Source organism: Litoreibacter meonggei, assembly GCF_003663885.1.
Taxonomy (GTDB): Bacteria; Pseudomonadota; Alphaproteobacteria; order Rhodobacterales; family Rhodobacteraceae; genus Litoreibacter; species Litoreibacter meonggei.
Genome location: NZ_RCCE01000003.1, coordinates 82,438 through 108,222, shown reverse-complemented (window position 1 = coordinate 108,222; position 25,785 = coordinate 82,438). Strand labels below are relative to the sequence as shown.

Genomic DNA, 25,785 nt, shown 5'->3' with positions numbered 1-25,785 from the left:
AGTATAGCCGCCCCGAGGGAGTTGTCACATGGCCGACGCGCAAGAAATGGTAAAAGATATTGAAACCCTCGTGGAGAAGCTTGATGCGGCCCGCGCAAGTATCGGGCAGCAGATCATCGGCCAGCAAGATGTGGTGGACCTTTCGCTGGTCGCCATGCTGTCCGGTGGTCATGCGTTGCTGATGGGCCTGCCGGGCTTGGGCAAAACGCTGCTGGTGGACACGCTGTCCACCGTGATGGGCCTAAGTGCCAACCGTGTGCAGTTCACGCCCGACCTGATGCCCGCCGATATCATCGGCTCCGAGGTGTTGGAGACCGCCGACGACGGCACCCGCGCTTTCCGCTACATCGAAGGCCCGATTTTTGCGCAACTGCTGATGGCCGACGAGATCAACCGCGCCTCGCCTCGCACACAGTCCGCATTGTTGCAGGCGATGCAGGAACGCTCCGTCACCGTGGCAGGTACCGACCACGCCTTGCCCGCGCCGTTCCATGTTCTGGCGACCCAGAATCCGCTGGAACAGGAAGGTACCTATCCGTTGCCAGAGGCCCAGCTTGACCGTTTCCTATTGCAAATCAACGTCGACTATCCCGACCGTGCCACAGAACGCGATATCCTGCTGGCCACCACAGGCATCGCATCCGCCAAATCGACCGCCGTGTTCACCGGCGAGGAGTTGATCGCCGCGCAAACCCTCGTGCGCCGCATGCCGGTGGGCGACGCGGTGGTCGAACACATCCTCGACCTCGTCCGCGCCTGCCGCCCTGACGAGGCGGAAGCCACTGACCTTGTCCGCGAAACCGTCTCATGGGGCCCCGGTCCCCGCGCTGCGCAAGCTTTAATGCTCACCGTCCGCGCCCGCGCTTTGCTGCAAGGTCGCCTTGCGCCATCCTCCGACGACGTGCTGGCACTGGCCGATCCGGTCCTGTCGCACCGCATGGCCCTCAGCTTCGCCGCCCGCGCCGAAGGCCGCGTTTTGTCTGACGTCATCGCGGATGTTGCTGCCCAAACAGGTCAACGGAAAGCCGCCGCGTGACCCAGCCTTCCCCCAACGATCCGGCGTCCACACCCGCCAGCCTCCGGCACCGTGCTGAGGCGCATGCCAGCGCGTTCCCCGCGCTTCTGGCGCAGGCGGACCATTTGGCGTCGACGGTTCTTTTGGGGGAGCATGGCCGCAAACGCGCGGGCATGGGCGACGAGTTCTGGCAATACCGCCCCTCGCAACATGGCGACGGGCTGCGTGATATTGACTGGCGCCGTTCCGGTCGCTCCGACGCGACTTTTGTACGCCAGAAGGAATGGCAAGCCGCACAATCGGTGATGCTTTGGGTCGACGACGCTATGTCGATGTCGTTCACAGGCGGCAAGGACCGCCCCGCCAAAGGCCACCGCGCCCGCGTCATTGCCATGGCGCTCTGCGTGCTGTTGAACAAGGGCGGCGAGCGTTTCGGCCTTGCGGATCGCGGCACCCCGCCGCGCAGGGGCGAGGAGCAACTTACCCGCGTCGCCCGCCATTTGATGAACGCGCAGGGCGAGGCCGACTACGGCACGCCCAACGCCCGCATCCTGCCTGCTGGTTCGCGCGCGGTGTTCATCTCCGACTTTCTGGGCGACCCGTCCAAGGTCGCGGAAGCGTTGACCTCCGCCACCGATCACGGTGTACGCGGTGCGTTGGTCCAAATACTCGATCCCGACGAGGAAGCGTTCCCCTATGACGGCCGCACCGTGTTCGAGAGCATGTCGGGTGCGATTAAGTTCGAGACCTTGAAGGCTAATTCCCTGCGCGACGCCTACCTTGACCGCCTCGCCGCGCGCAAAGCGCAATTGCAGGACTTGGCCCGCAAAACCGGCTGGCGCTACATGTGCCATCACACCAATGATCCGGCGGTCAAGGCGCTGCTGTGGCTCTACCAATCGCTGGAGCGGGGGGCATCATGATCGCCAACCTCGCCTTCACTACGCCAATTTTGCTGGCTGCCCTCGCGATCCTGCCGATCCTGTGGTGGCTGCTGCGCGCGGTGCCGCCTGCACCGATCAAGCGCCGCTTTCCGGGCATCGCGCTGCTGCTGGGCCTGAACGACGACGAGACCCAAACCGACACGACCCCGTGGTGGTTGCTGCTGCTGCGTATGCTCGCCGTCGCGGCGTTTATCATCGGCTTCGCAGGCCCCGTCCTGAACCCCGAAGAAGACCGCGCAGGGTCCGGCCCGCTGTTGATCGCAATGGACGGCTCTTGGGCCAGCGCCCGCGACTGGCCCGCCCGCACTGCCCGCGTCGAGGAACTGCTGGCCGAAGCCGCTCGCGAAGGCCGTCCCGCCGCCATCGCCGTGCTGTCCGACCCGCCCGCAGGCGAGCTAACCTTCCAGTCCGCAGACACCGTCGCCGCAACGCTCGCTGGGGTTCAACCCCGCGCATGGGAGCCGGATGCGGACACGCTCGCCGTCTGGCAAACCCGCCTTGGCGACACCGCGTTTGAGACGATCTGGTTCTCGGATGGCCTCGCCCGAGACAGCCGAGCCGACCTGCTGGCGACGTTCAACGACAACGGCACAGTCACCGTCATCGAGACCCCGCGCCCCGTCTACGCCCTGACACCCGCCGTGTTCAAAGACGGTCGCATCTCGGTCACCGCGTTGCGCAGCCCTGCCGCCAACGCCCGCGACATCACCATATCCGCCATCGGCCCCGACCCGAACGGGACGGAGCAGGAATTGGCCACCGCCACCGCCTCCTTCACCATCGGTGCGGATCAGGCGGAAATCCTGCTCGATCTGCCCACTGAACTGCGCAACCGCGTCAACCGGTTCGAGGTGCAAGGCGCCCGTTCCGCAGGTGCTGTGACGCTCACCGACGACGCCCTGAAACGCCGTGAAGTGGGGCTTCTGTCAGCCCGCAACGATCAAGAGGCGCAGGACCTGCTGTCGCCGCTTTACTATCTCAACAAGGCGCTGGTACCGACCGCCGACCTGATCGAAGGCGCGTTGCAGGACATGTTGCTCGCCAGTCCTGACGTGCTGGTGTTGGCCGATATCGCCACCGTTTCCGGCGCCGAGCGCGACGACCTTCTGGACTGGACCGACGAGGGCGGCATGCTGGTCCGCTTCGCAGGCCCCCGCACCGCCGCCGCTGACATCGAAAGCAACGACCCGCTGATGCCTGTGCGCCTGCGCGCGGGCGGCCGCAGCATCGGTGGGGCCATGTCATGGGGCGAGCCGAAAGCCCTGCGCGCGTTCACCCGCGACAGTCCGTTCTTCGGCCTGAACATTCCCGATGACGTTCAAGTCAGCTCGCAAGTGATGGCGCAGCCTGACCCCGATCTGGCCGAGCGCACCATCGCGTCGCTGACCGATGGCACGCCGCTGGTCACCCGCAAGCCGTTGGGCGACGGGCAGATCATCCTGTTCCACGTCACCGCCAACGCCGAATGGTCCACCCTGCCGTTGTCCGGTTTGTTCGTGCAAATGCTGGAGCGCCTCGCAATCTCCACCCGCCCAGCTGAAGTCGCCGCCGAGGATCTGGCAGGCACAACATGGGTCCCCGAAGAAACGCTGGACGCGTTCGGCGTGGTCCGTGACGCGGGCAATCTGGCAGGTGTGGCGGGAGAGGTCATCGCCGAAGACCCCATCGGCCCTGACTTGCCGCCCGGTCTTTATGCAGGCGAGGATCGCCGCATCGCGCTGAACGTCCTACCTGCCGAAGCATCGCTCGCGCCCTCCGCATGGCCCGCTGGCACCAAAGTCGAGGGCATCGTCGTCGCACAGGAAACCCCGCTAATGGGCGCGCTCCTGTCGTTGGCGCTTGCGTTGCTGCTGATCGACATTATCGCGTCACTGGCGCTGTCCGGCAAACTGCGCGGCGCGGCCACCACCGCGCTGGTCCTAATTGCAGTTTCAACACTGCCGCAACAATCCCGCGCTCAAGACGACGCCCGCGCGCTGAAAGCCACCTCCGAGGTCGCCTTGGCCTATGTCAAAACCGGCGACAGGGGGCTGGATCGCCTTTCGAACGAAGGGCTGAAAGGCCTGTCGGTTAGCTTGTTCCGTCGCACCTCGGTCGAACCTGCGGACCCCATCGCCGTCGATCTGGAAACGGACGAGCTTGCCTTCTTCCCCATCCTGTACTGGCCGATCACCGAAAGCCAGCCCACCCCGTCGCCAGACGCCTACGCCAAGTTGAACCGCTACCTGCGCACCGGCGGGATGATCCTGTTCGACACCCGCGACGGCAATATCGGGGGCTTCGGAACGTCTACCCCGCAAGGACGCAAGTTGCAGGCTTTGGCCGCGCCGTTGGACATTCCAGCACTTGAGCCGATCCCGCAAGACCATGTCCTGACCCGCACATTCTACCTGCTGCAAGACTTCCCCGGTCGCTTCACCTCCCGCGATATCTGGGTCGAGGCCGCCCCAGCCGATGCGGAGGTCGTCGACGGTTTGCCCTTCCGCGACCTCAACGACGGCGTGACCCCTGTGCTGATTGGCGGCAACGACTGGGCCGCTGCATGGGCGCGCGACGACCGCGGCAATCCCCGCTATCCGGTGGGCCGAGGTTTCGCCGGAGAGCGTCAGCGCGAGTTGGCCATCCGCTTTGGCGTCAACGTGGTGATGCATGTGCTGACCGGCAATTACAAATCCGATCAGGTCCATGTTCCTGCCCTTTTGGAAAGGTTGGGGAACTGAGATGGACGTGATTTTCTCCCCTCTTGTGCCATGGCCCGCCCTCTACGTTGCCGCCGCGATCGCAGCGCTTTTCGCCATCCTCGCCATCTGGCGCGGCTTGGGCGGCTGGTGGCTTCGCGCCCCCGCAATGGCGGTGCTGCTGCTGGCCCTCGCAAACCCGTCCTTGCAGGACGAGGAGCGCGATCCGTTGTCCGACATCGTGGTGATGGTTGTCGATGAAAGCGCCTCGCAACGCCTGTCCGACCGCGAAAGCCAGACCGCGCAAGCGGTGGAGGCGCTGACCACCGACCTCACCTCGCGCGGGATGGAGTTGCGCACGGTCACCGTGCCGGACGGGCAGGGCGACGCGGGCACAGAGCTGATGACTGCCCTCAAAGACACCCTCTCCGAGGAGCCGAAATCGCGCATCGCGGGCACTATCCTTCTGACCGATGGTCAATTGCACGACGCTCAGCGTGCGCCCACGCTGGAGGCCCCGCTGCATACGCTGCTCACGGGTCGCAGCACCGACTGGGACCGCCGCCTGATCGTCAAGAACGCCCCTGCCTTCGCCATTCTCGACGAGGAAATCACCCTTACTCTGCGCATAGAGGACCAAGGTGCGGCGCCGCGTGACATCCCAGAACAAGCTAGCCTGTCTATCGTCATCGACGGGGCGGAGGCGCAGACATTTCAAGTCCCCACGGGCGAGGATCTGCAACTGCCCCTGACGTTGCCACACGGCGGTATGAACGTGCTGCAATTCAACGTCGCCGCTGACGAGACCGAGCTGACCGACCGCAACAACTCCGCCGTCGTGCAGATCAACGGCGTCCGCGACCGCCTGCGCGTGCTCTTGGTTTCCGGCGAGCCGCACGCAGGCGAGCGCACGTGGCGCAACCTGCTGAAATCCGACAGCGCCGTGGACCTCGTCCACTTCACCATCCTGCGCCCGCCCGAAAAGCAGGACGGCGTGCCGGTGTCCGAATTATCCCTGATCGCCTTCCCGACCCGCGAGTTGTTTCTAGAGAAGGTCGACGAGTTCGACCTGATCATCTTCGACCGCTACAAACGCCGTGGCATCCTGCCCGCGCTCTATTTTGACAGCATCCGTCAATACGTGGAAAAAGGCGGTGCCGTGCTGGTTGCCGCTGGTCCCGATTTCGCCTCTGCCGACAGCATCTACCGCTCGCCCTTGGGGGACATCATGCCAGCCGAGCCGACCGCGCGGGTGCTGGATCAGGGCTTCACGCCGCTGATTTCCGAGCTTGGTGCACGCCATCCCGTCACCGAAGGCTTGGAGAAATTCGCACCCAATCCGACCGTCGACGGCATCCCCGGTTGGGGTCGCTGGATGCGGCAGATCGAGGTAAAGCCGCTTCAAGGCCAGACCGTTATGACCGGCATCGAAGAGCGCCCGCTGCTGACGCTGGACCGCGTGGGCGAGGGGCGCATCGCGCTGATGGCGTCGGATCAGGCGTGGCTGTGGCATCGCGGGTTCGAGGGCGGCGGGCCGCAACTCGAATTGCTGCGCCGCCTTGCGCATTGGATGATGAAGGAACCCGACCTTGAAGAGGAGGCCCTGACCGCGATTGCCGAAGGCCAGACTATGAGCCTCACGCGCCGCACTTTGGAACTCGAAATCGGCGAGTTGGAAATCACTGCGCCAGACGGAACCGTCACAATGCTGCCGCTTGAGGAGACCAGTCCCGGTCGCTTTACCGCGACGTTTGAGGGGCCGGAACCCGGTCTCTATCGCCTGAAGGAAGGCGATCAGGAAAGCGTCGTCGCCTTGGGGCCAGCTGCCCCACGCGAATTCATCGAGACGATTGCGTCCGGTGACAAGCTGGAAGATTTGGTCGATGCGACCCGTGGTGGCATTCTGCGGCTGGAGGACGGTATCCCCAACCTGCGCATGGTCGGCGAGGGGCGTAACGCGGCGGGCCGTGGCTGGATCGGCCTGACCCCCCGCAACGCGTACCTCACGACAAACGTGACGGTGACGCCCTTGGTCTCGCCTTGGTTGTTCTTGTTGCTGGCAATGGTGCTGACCGTAGGCGCGTGGCTGCGAGAAGGCCGCCGTTAGGGCAGTTCGAGCGTCTGGTACAAATCCTCGAGATGGCCCACAAATTCCGTGCATAAGGTGATGGAGACACTCTCGGGGTCATAAAAGGCGTTGGCCTCGTCGCAGCGCTCTATGCGCACTTCCACAGGCTGGGGCAGGATGAAGTCTTTGTTAATCGCAGCGACTTCGGTTTCCATAAGCGAGCGGATCGCGGCAGGCTCGTCCCCGTTGCTTGGGGCTAAGGTGAAGCTCTCACCGCCGCCGTCGATCTCTTCAAATATTTGCCCCAGCTTGCGATGGCCTGCTCGTATTCGTCTTCGCAGCTTTCAGCGCGCTCTGGTGGCAGTCCAAGGTCGTCTGCCAGTTCTTCCCGCGCGTGGATGTCTGCCCCGTAGAATAGGCAAACATGGTTGTAGTAGCGCTGCTCATCCGGGCCGTGCAAATCCCAGTAGGGGACATCTTCTATCCCATCGGGGTCATTGATGTAGCCAAACGCGCTGTCGTAAGCGATGGCTTGTGCGGCGTCTTCTTCATACAGCGCATCAATCAGCAACACCGCCATGGTGTCGGCGGCGTCTTCCTCCTGGCCGTAGATCGGAACCTCCATGAGGTCGATCACGGCGTGACCCATTTCATGGTAGAATATCGACAGAAGATTGGCTTCTACGAATGCGGTTTGATCCGCGAGAGCAGGCTGGGGCAGGCATAGTGCTGCCGCAAGGGGCCACTTCATTTAAGTTTTACGGTATAAGCCTGATCCGACCAGCCATGCACGCTGTCACGGGCGCGGATGATCACCTCGTTGACGCCGCTTGGCACAGTCACACCGGACAAAGACCGGGTGAACGGTTGCTCGGTCTCGTGTGGGTGGGCCAGTTTGCGAAACCCCAACTCGGTGCCGTCGGGTGTGCTTACGGACCAACCGTCGGCATAGTGGTCCCAGCCGGTATCCGGATGGCTGATGGTGACGTCAAAGGTCCAGCCCCCGCCGGCCTGACGCGCAGTGACACGTTTGACCTGTGCTTGGTCCGCCAGAACAGGCGAGGCGAGAACAAACGCCGCAAATGCGGAAACGTATAGAGGTCTCATGGTTCAGGTCTCCTTGGTGGCGGCTGGCATAGCTGGGCCGTCTTCCAGAATAGTACGTGGCAACGACGAAAATTCGCGCTGCCAGATGATGAATGTGACTGCGGCTGTGGCGATAATCAAGGGGATGGGTCCCAAAAGCCACACAAGTGTGCTGAGCGAGTAGTAGATGGCTCGCAACCCGCGGTTGAAGTTCCATGCGGCGCGAATGTTGATCTCACCTGCTTGGGCGGCGCGCGGGTAGGCAGTCGGCTCGGTCATATCATTCGGCACGGCGGCCATAACCACTGCGCAATAGCCGAACAGGCGGTTGGCCCATACGAATTTCAAAAATCCGTGGGTCAGAAAGAGCGCCACAACCAGGAGTTTCATCTGCCAAACGATGCTGGGAACGGATTCCGACGTGAGATCCGACGCCACCATCTGGATTTGCTCGGCATTGCCAATCATTGCCAACACGCCGCCAATGGCGATCATGCAGCCTGAGGCGAAAAATGCTGTGCCTTGTCGCAGATTGGTCAGAATCGCAGCATCGAAGATTCGCGGATCGCGGGTCACCAACTGACGCATCCATTCGCGGCGATATTCCACCATGATAACGGTAACCGACGGGTGGCGCGCACTTGGATGCTCGATCCACCAGCTCATGACAATCCAGCAAAATACGACCAGCGCAAGCGCGCCGGCATCGAGAAGTGTCAGTAGGGACAGGCGGTCGAGTATAGTCATCGGGCAATGCTACTCGCGATTCATAAGACTTGCTATATGGCTAAATTGGTAATATGTTTTTACCAATTGGCGTGACTACAGGAGGATAACCGATGGAAATGCCTGCTCCAGATGTGAAAATCATGGCTATGAAGGCAAAGCTGGTAGAGCGCCTGCAATCCGTGTTGCCGTTTGAGGCGGTCATCCATGACGAGGTCCAAACCCGTGCCTACGAGTGCGATGCCTTGACGGCCTATAAATGCCCGCCCCTTTGCGCGGTGCTGCCCGCGTCGACCGAAGAGGTCGCAGCCGTTCTGAAGATTTGCTTTGAGGAAGGCGTCCCCGTGGTCCCGCGCGGCTCTGGTACATCACTGGCAGGGGGCGCGCTGCCCACAGCAGATTGCGTGATCCTCGGGGTCGCCAAACTCAATGACGTTCTCGAAACCAACTATGATGACCGCTACATCCGTGTCCAAAGCGGCCGCACCAACCTGTCGGTGACAGGCGCGGTCGAAGAAAACGATTTCTTTTACGCGCCCGATCCATCCTCGCAGCTAGCCTGCGCCATTGCGGGCAATATCGCGATGAATTCCGGCGGGGCGCATTGCCTGAAATACGGTGTGACCACCAACAACCTGCTGGGCGTGACCATGGTGCAGATGGATGGCACAATCGTCGAGATTGGCGGCGCGCATCTGGATTCAGGCGGCTACGATCTGCTGGGCCTGACCTGTGGTTCCGAGGGTCAAATGGGCGTGGTGACCGAAGCCACCTTACGCATCCTGCGCAAGCCTGAAGGTGCGCGGCCCGTGCTGATGGGCTTTGACGATAACGAGGTCGCGGGCGCGTGCGTCGCTGATATCATCAAGGCGGGCGTTTTGCCGGTCGCGATTGAATTCATGGACCGTCCGGTTATTCGTGCCACCGAGGCGTTCGCAGGTGCAGGCTACCCGGATTGCGAGGCGCTGCTGATCGTGGAGGTCGAAGGCTCCCCGGGCGAGATCGACGAGCAGTTGGGCAAGATCATGGAAATCGCGCGTCGTCACAATCCGGTTGAGCTGCGCGAAAGCACCTCGGCCGAGGAAAGCGCCAAGATATGGCTGGGCCGCAAATCCGCTTTCGGGGCGATGGGGCAGATCAACGACTACATGTGCCTTGATGGCACAATTCCGGTGTCAGAGCTTCCTTATGTGCTCAAACGCATCGGTGAGTTGTCCAAGCAATACGGACTGGATGTCGGAAACGTGTTCCACGCGGGTGACGGCAACATGCATCCGCTGATCCTGTTTGACGCCAACAAGGAAGGTGATCTGGAGCTGTGTGAGGCAATGGGCGCCGACATTTTGCGGCTTTGCGTGGAAGTCGGCGGTTGTCTGACCGGCGAGCATGGCGTGGGCATCGAGAAACGCGATCTGATGTTCGATCAGTTTGCGCCCGAAGACATGGAGGCGCAGATGAAGGTCAAGGATGTGTTTGATCCGAAATGGCTGCTGAACCCCGCCAAGGTCTTCCCGCTGAGCGTAACCGAGACCCGACGCGCAGGCTGAAACCGCCCCTCCGGGGGGAATATTTTTGCCAAGATGAAACGCTTTTGAAGAAGTTGACCCGACATGATGACACCTGACAGTGAAGCAGCGCTGGCCGAAGCGGTCGCAGGCGCAAAAGGCCCCTTGCGCATTCAAGGCGGCGGCACGCGGCCCATTGGGCAGGCGGAAGGCGAGGTGCTGTCCACGACCGGCTTGTCCGGTATCGAACTATACGAGCCGGGCGCTTTGACGCTGGTAGCGAAGGCGGGCACGCCTGTAGCGGTGATCGAGGCGGCGTTGGCCAAGGAAAATCAACGGCTGCCGTTCGAGCCGATGGATCACCGCGCGTTGCTGGGTAGCAAGGGGGAGCCGACGATTGGCGGCGTTGTGGCCACCAACGCCTCCGGCCCGCGCCGCATTCAAGCGGGGGCCTGCCGCGACAGCCTGATCGGCGTGCGCTATGTGGACGGGCAGGGGACTGTCATCAAGAATGGCGGGCGCGTGATGAAGAACGTCACCGGCTATGATTTGGTGAAGCTCATGGCAGGATCCCATGGCACATTGGGTGTTATGTCCGAGGTGGGCTTCAAGGTGTTGCCGGGCATCGAGGCCACCGCGACACTGGTGTTGAACGGCTTGGATGTGACCCGCGCCGTGGAGGCGATGTCGATGGCCTTGGGTTCCCCGTTCGAAATCTCGGCGGCTGCGCATTTTCCTGAAACAGGTCAGACAACACTCCGCTTAGAGGGTTTTGAGGCGTCTGTAACGTATCGCATGACGCAGCTCCGCGCCCTTCTGGACGGGTTCGGTGATATGGAAGAGCTGCATGGCGACGCGTCCCGCGACCTGTGGGCCGCCACCCGCGACGTGACGCATTTCGCAGGGACCGATGGCGATTTGTGGCGCATTTCGGTGAAACCAAGCGACGCGCCGGACGTGGTCAAGCAGTTGCCCGACGGCGCAAAGCTGTCGCTCGATTGGGGCGGCGGGTTGATTTGGGCCGTCGTACCTGAAGGCGCGGACATTCGCGCTGCGCTGGGCGGCATCGCGGGCCATGCGACCTGTCTACGGGGTAGCGCGCCGACATTTCATCCAGAGCCCGCAGCCCTTGCCATGATCTCCAACGGCCTGCGCGCGCAGTTCGATCCGCGCGGCATTTTGAACACCGGACTGATGGGGTAAACCATGCAAACCAACTTCACCCCCGAGCAACTCAAAGACCCTGCCACCGCCCGCTCCGAACAGGTGTTGCGCACCTGTGTGCATTGCGGCTTTTGCACTGCGACATGTCCCACCTATCAGATCCTTGGCGACGAATTGGATAGCCCCAGAGGCCGCATTTACCTGATCAAGGACATGCTGGAGAACGACCGCAAGCCGGATGCCAAGACGGTCAAGCATGTCGACCGCTGCCTGTCCTGCCTTGCCTGTATGACGACTTGCCCGTCGGGTGTGCACTACATGCATCTGGTCGACCATGCGCGCGAGTATATCGAGGAGCATTACAACCGCCCCTTGACCGACCGCGCGTTGCGATGGGTATTGGCGCGGATTTTGCCCTATCCGAACCGCTTCCGTCTGGCCTTATTAGGCGCAAAAATCGGCAGGCCCTTTGCCCGCTTCATGCCGGATGCGAGGCTCAGGGCGATGCTGGAAATGGCCCCGAAAACCATCCCGCCGGTGTCGCGCAATGACGACCCGCAGACCTTTGCGCCCGAAGCGCCGAAGAAAATGCGCGTGGCGCTGATGACCGGCTGCGCGCAAAAGGCGCTCAACACCGATATTAACGATGCCACCATCCGCCTGCTGACCCGTCTGGGCTGCGAAGTCGTGGTGGCCGAGGGGGCTGGCTGCTGCGGGGCGCTGACCCACCACATGGGCAAAACCTCCGAAAGCCACGCCACCGCCGCCAAGAACATCCGCGCGTGGGATGCGGAGATGAGGGGCAAGGGTTTGGACGCCATCGTCATCAATACCTCCGGCTGCGGCACGACGGTGAAGGATTACGGCCATATGTTCCGCAACGAGCCGCTGGCCAAAGAGGCCGACGCGGTGTCGAAAATCGCCATGGACGTCTCGGAGGTGCTGATGAAGCTGGACCTGCCGCAAGGCGCGGATCAGGAGTTGAAAGTCGCCTACCACGCAGCCTGTTCGCTGCAGCATGGCCAGCAGATCAAGACCTACCCGAAAGACCTGCTCAAACGTGCGGGCTTTACGGTGCTGGAGCCGAAAGACCCGCATTTGTGCTGCGGCTCGGCGGGGACGTATAACCTGATGCAGCCGGAGATTTCCAAGCAGCTGAAAGATCGCAAGGTGCAAACGCTGGAGGCCAGAAATCCCGACATCATCGCCGCCGGCAATATCGGCTGCATGATGCAAATCGGCTCCGGCACCGAAATACCGATCGTCCACACGGTCGAGCTTCTGGACTGGGCCACAGGTGGCCCGAAACCGTCCGCCATGCTGGCGGCGGAAAACGGCGGCACCCGCCCGATGGGCATTCCCGTTCTGCGCTGATGGATGTTCTAACGGTTCTTTTCAACCCGATCTTGCCGGTCTTCGCGATCATGGCGGGTGGGTTCGTCGCGGGTCGCGCGGGCTGGGTCAGCCTCGCTGACGCGCGGGTGATCAATCGCTTCGCCATGACGGTGCTGTTGCCGATTTTCGTGTTCAACCTGATCGCAACGGCCCCCATGGCGCAGTTCCCGCTGGGCGAGGTTGTGCTGTATGCTGTCGTCGAAGTGGTGATCTTCACCGGTGCTTTCCTACTTGCGCGCTATGCGTTTCACCGCGATCCAGCGGAATCCGTCCTGCTCGCGTTTTGCTGCATCTTTGTGAACAACGCGCTCTACGTGCTGCCAATCTCGATCCTGCTCTACGGCCCCGACGGCGTGCTTCCGGTGACATCGGTCGTAACGGTCGACTCTATCGTGACCTTTGCGGGGGCCATGATCGCGCTGCAATGGATCGGTATGGGCAAGGCCCAGCCTCGCGCCGTTTTCATGTCACTAATCCGAACGCCTTTGATTGTCGGTATTGCTTGCGGTGTCTTCGTCGGACTGACGCAATTTCCGATCCCCGGACCGATCAAAACTTTCGTACAATTCAACGGGGCAGGGGCGGCCCCCGTGGCATTGTTCGCGTTGGGAGTGGTGTTGTCGAAAACCAAATTCGCATGGGATCGCGTGGTCATCAGCTTCACGCTGATCAAGCTCTTCGCGTTTCCAATGCTGCTGTGGGCTGTCTTCGCCACAATGGGCAGGTTCGACGGCGACGGCTGGGAGCGCAACTCGCAATTCCTGATGGCGTCGGCCGGTCCCGCTGGCGCGATGGGGTTCAGTCTGGCACTGCTGCATAATATCCGCAGTGACGCGATTGCGCAGATCGTGGTCTGGACAAGTCTGCTGACCTTGGTGTCACTGGCTGTGCTGGCCTAACGGGCCAAAAAGAACCACTCTTAGCCGCATTTTTGCCCTAACTGTTTTCTAATCAGGGTCAAAACGGGCATATCGGGGCGATTGATGCGAATTCTGGCAACACTAATCACGGCAGTTCTGCTGACCACGTCGGCGCAGGCGGAAGGTGTTCTCAAGACGCTAACCTCGCTCGACGCGACCAAAGCATGGCAAGGTGTGGGCCGGATCAATCTGGGCACGTCCGGGTTTTGCACCGGCACGCTGATCGCGCCTGATCTGGTTCTGACGGCTGCGCACTGTTTCTTTGACAGCGCGGGGCAGCGTACTGTCGATACCGAGATAGAGTTTCTCGCGGGCTGGCAACATGGCCGTGCTTCGGCCTATCGCGGGGCGAAACGCTCGGTGATCCATCCCGATTACGTCTTCAAGGGCCGTAACAATGTCGACAAAGTTTCGTCTGATTTGGCGTTGATCCAATTGGATCAACCGATCAAGAACCCGTCCATCCGCCCGTTCGAGACGGCCGTTGAAGTCGAGCGTGGGCAGGAGGTTCAGGTGATCTCTTACGCCAAAAACCGCGCAAATTCCCCCTCCATCCAAGAAACCTGCAACGTACTCGCCCGTGATCCCGGTGTGTATGTCACGTCATGCGATGTGGATTTTGGCGCATCGGGCGCGCCGATCTTTGCCATCCAGAACGGGGAGCCGGTGATTTTGTCGGTGGTCTCTGCGAAGGCCGAATGGCGGTCGCAAAAAGTGGCGCTTGGTGTGGGCCTCGATCAACGCCTGTCCACGCTTCTAAACGAAATTGAACTCAATGATGGCGTGTTCCGCCGCGAGGACACAGGCGCGTCCCGCGTGGCGTTGCAGATGGGCATTCAACCTTCTGGCGCGTTGTTTATCAAACCGTAAACGCAGGGTCTTGAAACCCTGAACATCCTTTCCCAAATCAATATCACCGGATGCCCGAATGGGGTTCGGTAACTGCAAATCGGGGCCTGTCCATGTGGAAGGCCCGGAACGTTAACATTGCTTTTGATAAGGATGAAAACCATGCGAGCTTATGATTTTGCCCCCCTTCACCGCGCCACTGTAGGTTTTGATCAGGTCGCCGACCTGATGGACCGTGTTATGTCGTCTGAAGTCACAACCTCCACCTATCCGCCCTATAACATCGAAAAAATCGGCGACGATTCCTACCGCATCTCGGTCGCTGTTGCAGGCTTCTCCGAGGCTGACCTGACGGTCGAGCAGCGTGAAAACGCGCTGATCGTGTCGGCCAAGAAAGCCGACGACGGCGAGGACAAGACCTACCTCCACCGTGGCATCGCCACCCGCGCCTTCGAGAAGCGCTTCCATTTGGCCGACCATGTCCGCGTGACATCGGCAAACCATGCGGATGGGATGCTTCACATTGATCTGGTGCGCGAGGTGCCTGAGGCGCTGAAGCCCCGCCAAATTCAGATTGGCAAGGCATCCGAACCTAAAGTGCTAGAGGCATAAGCCACTCGTCTGAATAGAATGCCTCCCGCCGTTGCGGGGGGCGTTTCTCACCTAGAACCACTGCCCCGGTTCCATTAGTCCCAGCTCCAGCAATTGGTTCGAATTCCATTCAAACTTGGCTGAGTTCTTCCACCAGAAATGCGGGATCGCGTACATGGAGCCCGGGTTGGAAACCAGCGCCTTGGCCGTGCGGAACGAGCAGATCGTGGCAGAAATGTTGTGGTGCCAAGGGCAGCAATAGGTGTTGTATTCTTCTAGGTTGAAGGTGTGATCGCCGCGCAGTTGAAGACCTTTTACAGCATGAAACAGCCCGACACGATCAATGCGACGGCGCGCCCATGGGATATGTTCCTCGAACCGCCAGCGCAGCCCGCCAAAGAAGTCGAGCTGCCGTTCCAGCGGTTTCCCGTCCTCGGTAAATCGCGCCAACGCATAATAGCCGGACTTGTCCAGATACGCTTGCTCAAGCGATACGGCATTCGGGTGTTTTCCAAGGTCTTTTGAGTACAGGTCAACCACATAGGTCATCACAGTGTGGCGCCGTTCCTCAATGTTGAACGCAATCAATTCGCGCACATTTCTGGTCTCGCAGAACGGGAAGAACATGTATTCCGCATTGAAGCAGTAGTGCATCCAGACATCGGGAAAGAGCTTGATTACTTCAGTAGTAATCGTGGCAAAGGCGTCCAACTCGTGCACGTTGGTTTCAATCAGGTGCAGGCCTTCGCGGTCGTTTGGCAGCAGATCACCGGCTGCAAATGCCAAAACGTCACGGAAGCCCATCTTTTGCACATGTGCGATGGTGCTTTCGACCTCAGCATCATCCTCGATAAAGACAAGCGCGAACGGCCCCTTGGGCGAAAGCTGTGTCGGTGCGACGCTCAAAAACGCGCTGAGAGAGCTGTGCCGCATGCCTGTTGTTCTTTCCTTCTTCGCTCGCCGCTAAACTCTGTCATACCGCCTTGAATTGCAAGATCGCACAGGCTGCGTTATGCCCCGCCTCAACCCTTACCCCGCAGGTGTATCATGTCGAACGCTAAGAAGCTCTATATCAAGACCTATGGCTGCCAGATGAACGTCTATGACAGCGAACGCATGGCCGAAGCTTTGGGCGCAGACGGCTATGAAACGACCGAGGCTATCGGTGACGCGGATATGATCCTGCTCAACACTTGCCACATCCGCGAGAAGGCCGCCGAAAAGCTCTATTCCGATCTGGGGCGCATGCGTCCCTTGAAGGAGGAAAATCCCGATCTGAAAATCGGCGTCGCCGGTTGCGTGGCACAGGCCGAAGGGGGCGAGATCATGCGCCGTCAGCCGATGGTCGATCTGGTGGTCGGCCCGCAAACGTATCACCGGCTGCCAGACCTGATGGAGAAGGTGAACAAGGGCGAGCAAGCCCTCGACACCGACTTCCCCGAAGAGGACAAGTTCGACCATTTGCCCAAACGTGAAAGCAAGGCCCGCCCGTCGGCGTTCCTGACGGTGCAGGAAGGTTGCGACAAGTTCTGCGCCTTCTGCGTGGTGCCCTATACCCGCGGCGCGGAAGTCTCCCGCCCGCCCGAACGCCTGATCGCCGAGGCCCGCAATCTAGTGGAACGCGGCGTGCGCGAGATCACCCTGCTGGGCCAGAACGTCAACGCCTATCACGGCGAGGGCGCGGACGGCACATGGGGTCTCGCCCGTCTGATCTGGGCTCTGAACGACATCGAGGGGCTGAAACGTATCCGCTTCACCACCTCGCACCCCAACGATATGGAAGATGCGCTGATCGATGCACATGGCACCTGCGACAAGCTGATGCCTTACCTGCATCTTCCCGTGCAGTCAGGGTCCGACAAAATCCTCAAGGCGATGAACCGCAAACATACCGCCGCCAGCTACATCAAGCTGATCGACCGCATTCGCGCCGCGCGTCCCGACTTGCTGTTGTCCGGCGACTTCATCGTCGGCTTCCCCGGCGAGACCGAGGAAGATTTTGAGGCCACGCTGGATCTGGTCCGTAAGGTAAACTACGGGCAGGCCTACTCGTTCAAATATTCCGCCCGCCCCGGCACACCCGCTGCTGAAAAAGAGGCCGTAGCCGACGACATTGCATCTGAACGCTTGCAGCGCCTTCAGGCGTTGCTGACCGAGCAGCAATACGCAGCACAGCGCAGCATGGTCGGCCGCGAGGTCGGCGTCTTGTTCGAGAAAAAGGGGCGTCTCGACGGGCAACTCGTTGGAAAATCAGACTACTTGCACGCAGTCCATTGCGACGCGCCAGAGCATATGATCGGCTCCGTGCAGCGGGTGCTAATCGAGTCTAGCGTGACGAATTCGCTCAAAGGTGTGCTGCTTTCGTCTCGCGGGTAGGGTTCCAGACTTCAGATAATCTGCGGTCAAACAGTGGCACTGTTGCCGATCCGGCAACTATATATGGTAAAAAGCGCTTTAATTTATACTCAAGTTTGCTAGTCTCGCACAGATATAGGTGAACTCACCTGCGGCTGGCCTAGAGGCCGTGGCACTAGATTTACGATTAACACGCATAAGGACGAGGGCAGTGACACTCAATCTTTCAAAAATCCTGCGAAGCGCGTTGGGGGGATTTGCCGTTTTGGTGTCCGCTTTGACGTTGTCGGCAACTGACGCCTCGGCGCAGCAAAAATATGTCTATACCGAAGATGGTTTTAGCCAAGGTGACGTAGCCAATGGCAAGATTGTCCGTCGCAACACGGTTCGCGCCGAACGCTACATTCCGACCATCTGGGTAGACCCCGATGGGTGCGAGCACTGGGTTATGGATGATGGGTTTGAGGGGTTCATGACGCCGCACGTGACCCGTCAGGGCATTCCTGTTTGTCGTCGCGGCAATACCTGCGCGGTAATGAACTCGGACCAGCTATTCGCCACCAATCAAGCGAGCATCAGCGGTGCCAACAAGAAGCGTTTGCAGAAGTTCTTCCAATCTGGGGGCGCCACAGCCTACGCGATTGAAGGTCACACCGACAGCCGTGCCAGCGATGCTTACAACCTGAACTTGTCTCAGCGCCGCGCCAATGCGGTTGCGCAGGTCGCACGCTCGGTCGGGGCTCGGGTCACATCGACGCGCGGCTATGGCGAGCGGGTGCCGAAGGCATCCAACCGCACCGCGCGCGGCATGGCGGCGAACCGCCGTGTTGAAATCAAGTGCATCCGCTAAGGGAACGATGACATGAAACTGAGCAAGACAATCATCGCCGTCGCAGCCTTGGGCGCAATGACCGCGTGTACCGGTGAAAACAACAACGGCGACAAGACACGCGACTATGGCAGCGGCATTTTTGGCCGTGGCAGTAAGGATCTGAGCCAGCTGGAAGCCGGTATCTGGGTCGACCCACGCGGGTGCGACCACTGGATCATTGATGACGGCATCGAGGGCTACCTGTCCGCCCGCCTGGACCGCAAGGGCAAGCCTGTGTGTTCCGGTGCAGCCCCTCCCGGCTACGCGACTGGCAACTACCGCGGCTCCGACGATGTGCGCGACCCGATCTAGGTGAACCGCATTTACGCAAGTTTGGAAAAGGCTGCCCGCAGGGGCAGCCTTTTTCGTCTCAATCCTGCGAAACATGCAAGCCACCCCTTGCACCCCCGTGCCCCCTCATGCACCCTTGCCTTAAGCCCCAACGCAGGAGAGCTCGTTGACCATCAGTGATCTGACCGTGACCCCCACGGATGTCGCCCCGTCTGAAATCCTTCTGGAGTTTCCCGACAACCGGTTACTGATAGACCTGTGTGGAGAGTTCGACCGCAACCTTGCCCAAGTCGAACAGGTGCTTGGCGTGCAAATCGTGCGCCGTGGTAATCAGCTTGCGGTGATGGGCGAAGCCGCCGAGAAGGCCGCTGACGTAATCAAGGCGCTGTATATCCGGCTTGAAGGTGGACGCTCGGTCGAGATGGCGGATATCGAGGCGGAAATCCGCATGGGCCGCTCCGCCGACAACACCGGCATTCGCGACGGCGATCAGATCGAGATGTTCAACGCGGGCGTCGAGATCAAGACCCGCAAGAAAACCGTCGAGCCGCGCACGCAGGCGCAAAAAGAATACGTCAACGCCCTGTTCAACAACGAACTGGCCTTCGGCATCGGCCCTGCCGGCACCGGCAAAACCTATCTGGCCGTGGCCGTAGGCGTATCTTTGTTCATCACCGGCAAGGTCGATAAAATTATCCTGTCCCGCCCCGCCGTGGAAGCAGGGGAGCGTCTGGGCTTCCTGCCCGGCGACATGAAGGACAAGGTCGACCCTTACATGCAGCCTCTTTATGACGCCTTGGGGGATTTCCTGCCGGGCAAGCAGACCGCCAAATTGATCGAGGAAAAGCGCATCGAGATCGCCCCCCTGGCCTTCATGCGGGGCCGCACCCTGTCCAACGCTTTCGTGGTGCTGGACGAGGCGCAGAACGCCACGACCATGCAGATGAAAATGTTCCTGACCCGTCTGGGGCAGGGGTCTCGCATGGTGATCACAGGGGACCGCTCGCAGGTCGATCTGCCCCGCGGTGTCCAGTCCGGCCTGCGCGAGGCGGAGACTTTGATCAAGGGCGTCAAAGGCGTGTCCTTCAGCTACTTCACCGCCAAAGACGTGGTCCGCCACCCGCTGGTCGCCCGCATTATCGAGGCCTACGAGGCGGCGGACGCTAAGGTGTAGGTACGACCTTTACCTGCATGCTGCGAATGGCGGCTTTGAGCCCAAACCGCATGAGTGCTGCGGAGTGTCGAATGTCCTCTATTGTGAAATCGGATACCTCGATACTCGGCGCAGCCTCTTACATTGAAGAGATAGTCGGGACGGCTTCAGACAGGAAAGTCTTGATCGAATCATGTGAGCCCTATTATTAACTAACAGATGGTTATTAAGTTACGCTCAAGCGCTACGCCTGCAAGTTTACGGAAGACGCATCGCGGTATGATCCTATCGCGGGTTCAGGCAGAGCCGGGCATCTCGCGGGCGGAACTTGCTCGGATGTGTGGGTTCTCGGAAATGGCCGCAACCCGTATCGTTAGGGAATTGCTGGCCGCTGGGATCATTCAAGAGTCGAGTGCAACCGACAAAGCCAAAGAAAAGAAGAAGCACGTCGGTCGCCCTAAAACAGGCCTTCACATTGTGAAAGACGGCCTGTTTGCCGTTGGCATCACCGTTTCTGCTTATCACTCGGAAGTGTCGATTTGCGACGCGGACGGGAAGCTGTGCGCAAGCAGCCGCCCCGAGAATGTTCCACTTGGTGATGTCGTTGACGCCGCTCGGGTCTATGCCGAGGCGTTGCGTGACTTGATAGAAGTATCTGAGATTGATGTTAACCGGATTGTGGGGATCGGGGTGGCGCTGTCTGGCAGGACGCTGCCGGACCGTGCCGAAATCGTGACATCTGACTATTTCGGCTGGGCCAATGATGGTGGCCAGTTCTGCCGTGAAATCCAGAAGATCATTGATTTGCCAATCGAGATCGAGAACATCTCGAATGCGCTGGCCATTGCAGAGATGCGGTTCGGCGGCGCGCGTGATGTGGCGGATTTTACACTCATTCACGCTGCGACGTTTGTTGGCGCAGGCGTGGTGTCCGACAACCGTTTGGTGCGTGGCGATTCCGGTATCTCTGGCCTCTTGGGCCATTTTCGCGCGGAAGAACGGCCACTGACCTGTGTGTGTGGGCGGCATGATTGCCTGAACCTGTCCGCAACGGGCTTTGGGCTGTTGTCGCAGTTGGGCAAGCTGGAGCACCGCGCTTTTGACACCTCGAAGCTGTCGTTTTACGCGGCCTCGCTGCTTGATGCGTTGGATGATCCGGACGCGGCTGAATTTGTTGCAGAGGCAGGTGAGAAACTTGCGCCTGCGCTGGACAGCACTGCCAAGCTGCTTGGGCCGAAAATGATTATCCTGAGTGGTTACCTTGGCACGAACGAGACTTACTTTGCGTCCGTTAAGGGCACGCTTGAGCGCCATTTTGACTATGACCCTCAGGGCTCGTTCCAATTGGTGAAGGGCACCATTTCCTCGGTGGATGCCGCCGCATTGCTGGCGTTGCACGCGTTTTGCTACTCGGACCGGCTGGATTATGACCGCTTCGCAGATGCCCCGGAGCAGGCGCATGGAGTAACCCATGGGTAAGCCGATGCCATTCAAGCTGTTATCTGGCGTCATTGCAGGCGCTGCGGTTCTTTTGGTTGGTCTGACGCTACACACGGCTTATTTCGGTGTCTTTCCCGACGGCATTCAGCGCAGCGCGCATCTTTTGCTTGTGATGATCCTTGTGTTTGCGACGGCTTTTCGGGCGACATTGGATGCTGAAGACGACGCTGCGACAGGGGCTGGTATTTGGCTGCGGCGAGGGTGGATTGTCATTGCCCTGATCGGCGCCTTGATCGCGACTGGCCATCAGTTTTTCAACTTTGAGGCCATAAACAACCGTTACGGGGCGATCACCCAATACGAGATTGTTTTTGGCACGATGCTCGTTATTGCGCTTTTTGATGCGTGCCGCCGCACGATTGGGTTGCCGATTGTGCTGCTGGCGAGCCTGTTCATCCTCTACGGACTTTTTGGCGCTTACTTGCCTGATCCGCTGGCCCATCGGGGCTATTCGCTCAAACGCGTCGCGTCGCAGGTTTATCTTGGGGGCGGCGGGATATTTGGCACGCCGCTGGGGGTCAGTGCGACTTTCGTGACGGGTGTGGTGGTTCTGGGTGCCTTGCTTGAGAAAACCGGAGCGGGACAGGTGTTGATGGATTTCGCGACGGCCCTGACAGGACGGATGCGCGGCGGGCCAGCGAAGGCGGCGGTGGTCGGGTCCAGCTTGATGGGAATGATCTCGGGGACGGCGGTGGCCAATGTGCTTACAACGGGCCCGATTTCGATCCCGCTGATGCGCAAAAGCGGCTACCGCAAGGAAGCGGCGGGCGCGATTGAGGCTGTCGCCTCGACCGGCGGGCAGCTGATGCCACCTGTCATGGGGGCCGCGGCGTTTATCATGGCGGAGTTCACAGAGACCTCCTACCTCACCATTGCCAAGGCCGCATTCCTGCCTGCGGTGATCTTCTATGCCGTGCTGTTGGCGATGGTCCATTTCGAGGCCGCCAAGCGGAAAATCCCAATCCTGCGCGACGCGGACTCGGTGACGGACTGGGGCTTGATCCTGCGGAATTCGTATCTGCTGATCCCGCTGCCCGTGTTTGTCAGCATGCTACTCAACGGCTATTCCATCATGCTGTCGTCCTTCTGGGCCATCGTGGCGTCGTCCTTGGTCAGCTACCTCAATAAGTCCACGGCCCTGACACCACGCCGTATCGTAGACACCTGTGTCGCTGCCGCAAACGCAGTCATTCCGGTAGCTTTGGCCTGCGCCGCTGCGGGGGTGATCATTGGGATCATCACGCTGACGGGGATCGGGTTGAAGTTCTCGACGCTTGTTGTGGCACTGTCTGGCGGCTCGCTGCCATTGGCGCTGGTTTTGACCATGCTGACCTGCCTGATCCTTGGCATGGGTTTGCCGACGGCTGCGGCCTACATCTTGGTGGCGACATTGGTGGCACCGGCTTTGGTGAACCTTGGGGTCAGCCTGTTGGCCGCGCACCTGTTCGTGCTGTATTCAGCGATGCTGTCCTCCATCACGCCGCCCGTTGCACTTGCTGCCTACGCCGCTGCGTCCATCGCGAACGGCAATCCGCTTAAGATCGCGGTGCTGGCCTGCCAGTTCGGTATGGCGGCGTTCGCAGTGCCGTATTTCTTTGTCTACGACCCAGCAATCTTAGGGATCGACGTGACATGGGTGCAGATGGGCATGTCGTTTGTGACGGCCATCGTCGGTGGCATTTGCGCGAGTGCCGCAATGCTCGGCCACTTCACCGGACGACTGAACGTCATCGAGCGGCTGCTTTTCGCGGCAACTGCGATCTTGTTCATGAACTCCGATTGGCGCGTCGACCTTGCCGCCTTTGCCATACTCGCGGGACTCGTCGTTTGGACGACACGCCGCGCCTCTCAATCAGCAGAACCAGAAAACGTGGCGGGGCAAAACCCGCCGGACCAAACACAATAGGGAGACGACCAATGAAACTCGACTTTAAGACCGCAATGTTCGCGATGGCGACGCTTGCAACACCAACCCTGACCCAAGCCGCTGACTTCCTGTCAATCGGCTCCTGTCCAGTCACATGCACGGCCTACACATGGTCGGCTGGCATCGCGGACGTGATCAACAAGAACGTCGAAGGCGTACAAGCCACGGCGGAAGAAACCAAAGGCTACGTCGCCAATATTGCCTTGATGCAGGGCGGCGAGTTGGAAGCCTCCATGGCGACCTCGCTGTCGGCCTACGAGGCATGGGCTGGCACCGGAAATTATGAGGGCACCGAGCCGGGCAAGATCATGGCTTGGATGTCCATCGCACCGGTTGCGATGCACATTATCGCGCTTGAAGGCGGGCCGGTGAATTCGGTTGCTGATCTGAAAGGCAAGCGCGTCGGCATGGGCCAGCCCGGTGGCGTGTCGATGTTGGACGCAAACGTGTTGATGGCCAAAATCGCAGGCGAGGATTTCGAGCCGTTCCGCGTGCGCCTTGGCGACATGGTCGACATGCTGAGCGATGGCAATATCGACGCGGCACTTTGGAATGGGTCCTTCCCGCTGGCCCCAGTGATCAAGCTGAACGCGCAACGTGATCTGAAACTGATCCCCGTCGAAGACGACTTCTTTGACGCGCTGCGCGCCGACTACCCACCGTATTTCCGCTTGTCCATCCCCGGCGGCACTTACGAGGATGTCACCGCTGACACGCCCACCTTCGGCTTGGCGAATGGCTTGGTGATTTCCGCCGATGTGCCAGAAGAGCGCGTCTACCAGATGACCAAAGCCGTCTTTGAAAATCTCGAAGCCCTTGCTGGTGTTCACCCCGCATTTGGCAAAATGTCGGCTGACACGATCCTGAACGGCTTTGGCTCGCCATTGCACCCAGGCGCGCTGCGCTACTACCGCGAAATCAATGTGCCCGGCATTGAGGAATTCGTTGCAAGAACAGGCGGATAAAACCGTCTCTCCCGCCCACCCGGGCCGTCACGTTGGCGGCTTGGGTGGGACTTTCCACATCAAGGATCCTGCCATGTCCCGCCCGAATATTCTTGTCATCCAAGCCGACCAAATGACCGCCCTTTGCCTGTCCGCCTACGGCAAGCCTTATGCGATCACGCCAAACATCGACAAGATTGCGCAAAATGGCACGACATTTACCAACAGCTATTGCAACAATCCGGTCTGCGGCCCGTCGCGGGCCTCGATGATGACGGGGCGGTTGCCATCTGATGTGGGCGTCTTTGACAATGGCGCCGAGTTTTTGCCATCCGAGCCGACCTTCGCGCATTACCTGCGCACGTTAGGCTACAAAACAACTTTGTCCGGCAAGATGCACTTCGTCGGCCCAGACCAGCTTCACGGCTTCGAGGAGCGCGTGACAACAGACATTTACCCGTCCGATTTCGCGTGGACCGCCGACTGGGACCAGACCGACGAGCCTTATGCCCCTTCGGTGATGAGCCTTCTCAGTGTGGTTGAGGCAGGGCATTGCGAACGGAACCTCCAGATAGACTACGACGAGGAGGTCTTCGCCGCCGCAAAACAAGAAATGTACAACCACGCGCGCTCCACCGATGACCAGCCCTTCATGCTGCATGTGTCCTTCACCCAGCCGCACAATCCGTTCGTTGCGGGCAAGAAATACTGGGACATGTATGAGGGCGTCGACATCCCGGAGCCGGAAGTCGCCCACATCCCCTACGAGGATCGCGACCCGTGGGCGCAACGCTATTACCTGACCATCCGTCAGGACGAATTCGATATTACGCCAGAGCAATTGTACAACGCGCGGCGCGGCTATTTCGCCATGTGCACGCATTTTGACGAGATGATCGGCGGTCTGGTTGAGACGCTTAAAAGCATCGGCGAGTTGGACAACACCTACATCTTCATCACGTCCGACCACGGCGAAATGCTGGGCGAGCGCGGCATGTGGTTCAAGTTCAACCCCTTTGAAGCCTCGGTGCGCGTGCCGCTTATTGCGCAGGGTCCAAAGTTGAAAGCAGGCCACCGCGAAGACGCCTTGGCCTCGCTCGTGGACTTGTTGCCGACCTTCACCGACATCGCCAGTGACGGCACGTTTGACAGCTATGCAGCGCCCTATGACGGTCGCAGCTTGCTCGATCTGCCCGCGCGGGGCAGCGCAGAGGATAAGGTTTTCATCGAGTTCAACGGCGAAGGGCTATATGCGCCTGCGATGATCATGATCAAGGGCAACCTGAAACTGGTTCACAGCCGCACTGATCCGAAAATGCTCTTTGATCTTGCGGCTGACCCCCTTGAGCTGACCAATTTGGCAGATGATCCCACTTACCGCGACGACCTGAACGCGATGTTTGCCGAAATGCAGCAGCGTTGGGACGAGGACGATCTGGACCAGCGTATCCGCGCGTCACAGCGCAAACGCCTGTTTGTTCACGACGCAATGAAGCACGGGCGCTTCCCGTCATGGGATTTCGGGCCTAGATACGATCCGTCCAAGGTCTATGTGCGGGGCGGCAACGATCCCAGCACCACCGCCACCAAACAGCGTGGGCGCTATCCGTATGTGCCTGTCACGCCTCCGCAGCATCCAAGGCAAAGCAAGAAGTAGGCTGGATTGCTGGGGGCTTGAGATGTTTAATGCGCGCAGTATATCCATGAAACGGACCCTGTTGGCGCGATGAAACCCTGCTGCACTCCAAGCCGAGAAACGGCTGGAACGACGCCCGAGCGCGAGGCATTGCCTCTTGGGCAGCA

General features: G+C 60.2%; 23 protein-coding genes. 18 read left to right on the top strand and 5 right to left on the bottom strand.

Annotated features, from left to right (window positions below; genetic code table 11):
• The first annotated feature begins 28 nt into the window (after window positions 1–28).
• From BCF46_RS08915 to BCF46_RS08900, 4 genes are read left to right on the top strand one after another with little or no spacing between them, the layout of a single operon-like run.
• A complete protein-coding gene (locus BCF46_RS08915; RefSeq protein ID WP_121023428.1) occupies window positions 29–1,036 on the top strand; it encodes an AAA family ATPase in 1,008 nt (335 codons plus the stop codon).
• A complete protein-coding gene (locus tag BCF46_RS08910) occupies window positions 1,033–1,938 on the top strand; it encodes a DUF58 domain-containing protein (protein ID WP_121023426.1) in 906 nt (301 codons plus the stop codon). The genes BCF46_RS08915 and BCF46_RS08910 overlap by 4 nt, the downstream gene beginning before the upstream one ends.
• A complete protein-coding gene (locus BCF46_RS08905) occupies window positions 1,935–4,679 on the top strand; it encodes a DUF4159 domain-containing protein (protein ID WP_121023424.1) in 2,745 nt (914 codons plus the stop codon). The genes BCF46_RS08910 and BCF46_RS08905 overlap by 4 nt, the downstream gene beginning before the upstream one ends.
• Entirely contained in the window at window positions 4,645–6,744 is a 2,100-nt protein-coding gene (locus BCF46_RS08900; RefSeq protein WP_245989961.1) for a hypothetical protein, read from the top strand. Before BCF46_RS08905 ends, BCF46_RS08900 begins: the two co-directional genes overlap by 35 nt.
• On the opposite strand, the gene BCF46_RS19940 is transcribed toward BCF46_RS08900, so the two are convergent.
• Genes BCF46_RS19940 through BCF46_RS08885 form a run of 4 tightly spaced genes read right to left on the bottom strand, consistent with a single transcriptional unit; the run spans window position 6,741 to window position 8,538 of the window.
• Window positions 6,741–6,920 carry a DUF4344 domain-containing metallopeptidase gene (locus tag BCF46_RS19940; RefSeq protein ID WP_245989937.1) on the bottom strand — a complete coding sequence of 60 codons (180 nt, stop codon included), beginning with the start codon at window positions 6,918–6,920 and terminating at the stop codon, window positions 6,741–6,743. The two genes, BCF46_RS08900 and BCF46_RS19940, sit on opposite strands and share 4 nt — an antisense overlap.
• Before the next feature lie 41 nt (window positions 6,921–6,961).
• On the bottom strand, window positions 6,962–7,456 hold the full coding sequence (locus BCF46_RS08895; RefSeq protein WP_245989935.1) for a DUF4344 domain-containing metallopeptidase: 495 nt from the start codon (window positions 7,454–7,456) through the stop codon (window positions 6,962–6,964).
• Window positions 7,453–7,812, bottom strand: coding sequence for a hypothetical protein (locus tag BCF46_RS08890; protein WP_121023420.1), 360 nt, complete (start codon window positions 7,810–7,812; stop codon window positions 7,453–7,455). Before BCF46_RS08890 ends, BCF46_RS08895 begins: the two co-directional genes overlap by 4 nt.
• A 3-nt stretch (window positions 7,813–7,815) precedes the next feature.
• Window positions 7,816–8,538, bottom strand: coding sequence for a DUF599 domain-containing protein (locus BCF46_RS08885; protein ID WP_121023418.1), 723 nt, complete (start codon window positions 8,536–8,538; stop codon window positions 7,816–7,818).
• Window positions 8,539–8,630: 92 nt separating this feature from the next.
• Between BCF46_RS08885 and BCF46_RS08880 the strand changes: the two genes are divergently transcribed.
• The 6 genes from BCF46_RS08880 (at window position 8,631) to BCF46_RS08855 (ending at window position 14,962) form a co-directional block, all read left to right on the top strand.
• Window positions 8,631–10,064 (top strand): FAD-linked oxidase C-terminal domain-containing protein, encoded by a 1,434-nt coding sequence (locus tag BCF46_RS08880; RefSeq protein WP_121023416.1) that lies wholly within the window; start codon window positions 8,631–8,633, stop codon window positions 10,062–10,064.
• A 66-nt stretch (window positions 10,065–10,130) separates the two neighbouring features.
• The gene (locus BCF46_RS08875) at window positions 10,131–11,225 is read left to right on the top strand and encodes an FAD-binding protein (protein WP_121024465.1); all 1,095 of its coding nucleotides are present in this window, start codon (window positions 10,131–10,133) and stop codon (window positions 11,223–11,225) included.
• A gap of 3 nt (window positions 11,226–11,228) precedes the next feature.
• The gene (gene glcF / locus BCF46_RS08870; protein ID WP_121023414.1) at window positions 11,229–12,560 is read left to right on the top strand and encodes a glycolate oxidase subunit GlcF; all 1,332 of its coding nucleotides are present in this window, start codon (window positions 11,229–11,231) and stop codon (window positions 12,558–12,560) included.
• Window positions 12,560–13,480: an AEC family transporter gene (locus BCF46_RS08865; RefSeq protein WP_121023412.1), complete on the top strand. Its 921-nt coding sequence runs from the start codon at window positions 12,560–12,562 to the stop codon at window positions 13,478–13,480. The genes glcF and BCF46_RS08865 overlap by 1 nt, the downstream gene beginning before the upstream one ends.
• A gap of 84 nt (window positions 13,481–13,564) precedes the next feature.
• A complete protein-coding gene (locus BCF46_RS08860) occupies window positions 13,565–14,371 on the top strand; it encodes a trypsin-like serine peptidase (RefSeq protein ID WP_121023410.1) in 807 nt (268 codons plus the stop codon).
• A gap of 141 nt (window positions 14,372–14,512) precedes the next feature.
• Window positions 14,513–14,962: an Hsp20 family protein gene (locus BCF46_RS08855; RefSeq protein WP_121024463.1), complete on the top strand. Its 450-nt coding sequence runs from the start codon at window positions 14,513–14,515 to the stop codon at window positions 14,960–14,962.
• A 51-nt stretch (window positions 14,963–15,013) separates the two neighbouring features.
• Here the strand turns inward: BCF46_RS08855 and BCF46_RS08850 are convergent, their stop codons facing one another.
• Window positions 15,014–15,874 carry a hypothetical protein gene (locus tag BCF46_RS08850; protein WP_121023408.1) on the bottom strand — a complete coding sequence of 287 codons (861 nt, stop codon included), beginning with the start codon at window positions 15,872–15,874 and terminating at the stop codon, window positions 15,014–15,016.
• 114 nt (window positions 15,875–15,988) lie between these two features.
• On the opposite strand from BCF46_RS08850, the gene miaB reads away from it, so the two are divergent.
• The 8 genes from miaB (at window position 15,989) to betC (ending at window position 25,639) form a co-directional block, all read left to right on the top strand.
• Complete coding sequence (gene miaB / locus BCF46_RS08845) at window positions 15,989–17,317, top strand: tRNA (N6-isopentenyl adenosine(37)-C2)-methylthiotransferase MiaB (protein WP_121023406.1); 1,329 nt, start codon at window positions 15,989–15,991, stop codon at window positions 17,315–17,317.
• A gap of 190 nt (window positions 17,318–17,507) precedes the next feature.
• Window positions 17,508–18,146 carry an OmpA family protein gene (locus tag BCF46_RS08840; protein ID WP_425454417.1) on the top strand — a complete coding sequence of 213 codons (639 nt, stop codon included), beginning with the start codon at window positions 17,508–17,510 and terminating at the stop codon, window positions 18,144–18,146.
• Between the two features lie 12 nt (window positions 18,147–18,158).
• Window positions 18,159–18,479, top strand: a complete 321-nt coding sequence (locus BCF46_RS08835) for a hypothetical protein (RefSeq protein WP_121023404.1) — start codon at window positions 18,159–18,161, stop codon at window positions 18,477–18,479.
• 145 nt (window positions 18,480–18,624) lie between these two features.
• Window positions 18,625–19,632, top strand: coding sequence for a PhoH family protein (locus BCF46_RS08830; RefSeq protein ID WP_121023402.1), 1,008 nt, complete (start codon window positions 18,625–18,627; stop codon window positions 19,630–19,632).
• Window positions 19,633–19,890: 258 nt separating this feature from the next.
• Window positions 19,891–21,090 carry an ROK family transcriptional regulator gene (locus BCF46_RS08825; protein WP_170157903.1) on the top strand — a complete coding sequence of 400 codons (1,200 nt, stop codon included), beginning with the start codon at window positions 19,891–19,893 and terminating at the stop codon, window positions 21,088–21,090.
• Window positions 21,083–23,017: a TRAP transporter permease gene (locus tag BCF46_RS08820; protein ID WP_121023398.1), complete on the top strand. Its 1,935-nt coding sequence runs from the start codon at window positions 21,083–21,085 to the stop codon at window positions 23,015–23,017. Before BCF46_RS08825 ends, BCF46_RS08820 begins: the two co-directional genes overlap by 8 nt.
• Before the next feature lie 11 nt (window positions 23,018–23,028).
• A complete protein-coding gene (locus BCF46_RS08815) occupies window positions 23,029–24,003 on the top strand; it encodes a TAXI family TRAP transporter solute-binding subunit (RefSeq protein WP_121023397.1) in 975 nt (324 codons plus the stop codon).
• 73 nt (window positions 24,004–24,076) lie between these two features.
• Window positions 24,077–25,639: a choline-sulfatase gene (gene betC / locus BCF46_RS08810; protein ID WP_170157902.1), complete on the top strand. Its 1,563-nt coding sequence runs from the start codon at window positions 24,077–24,079 to the stop codon at window positions 25,637–25,639.
• Window positions 25,640–25,785: the final 146 nt, after the last annotated feature.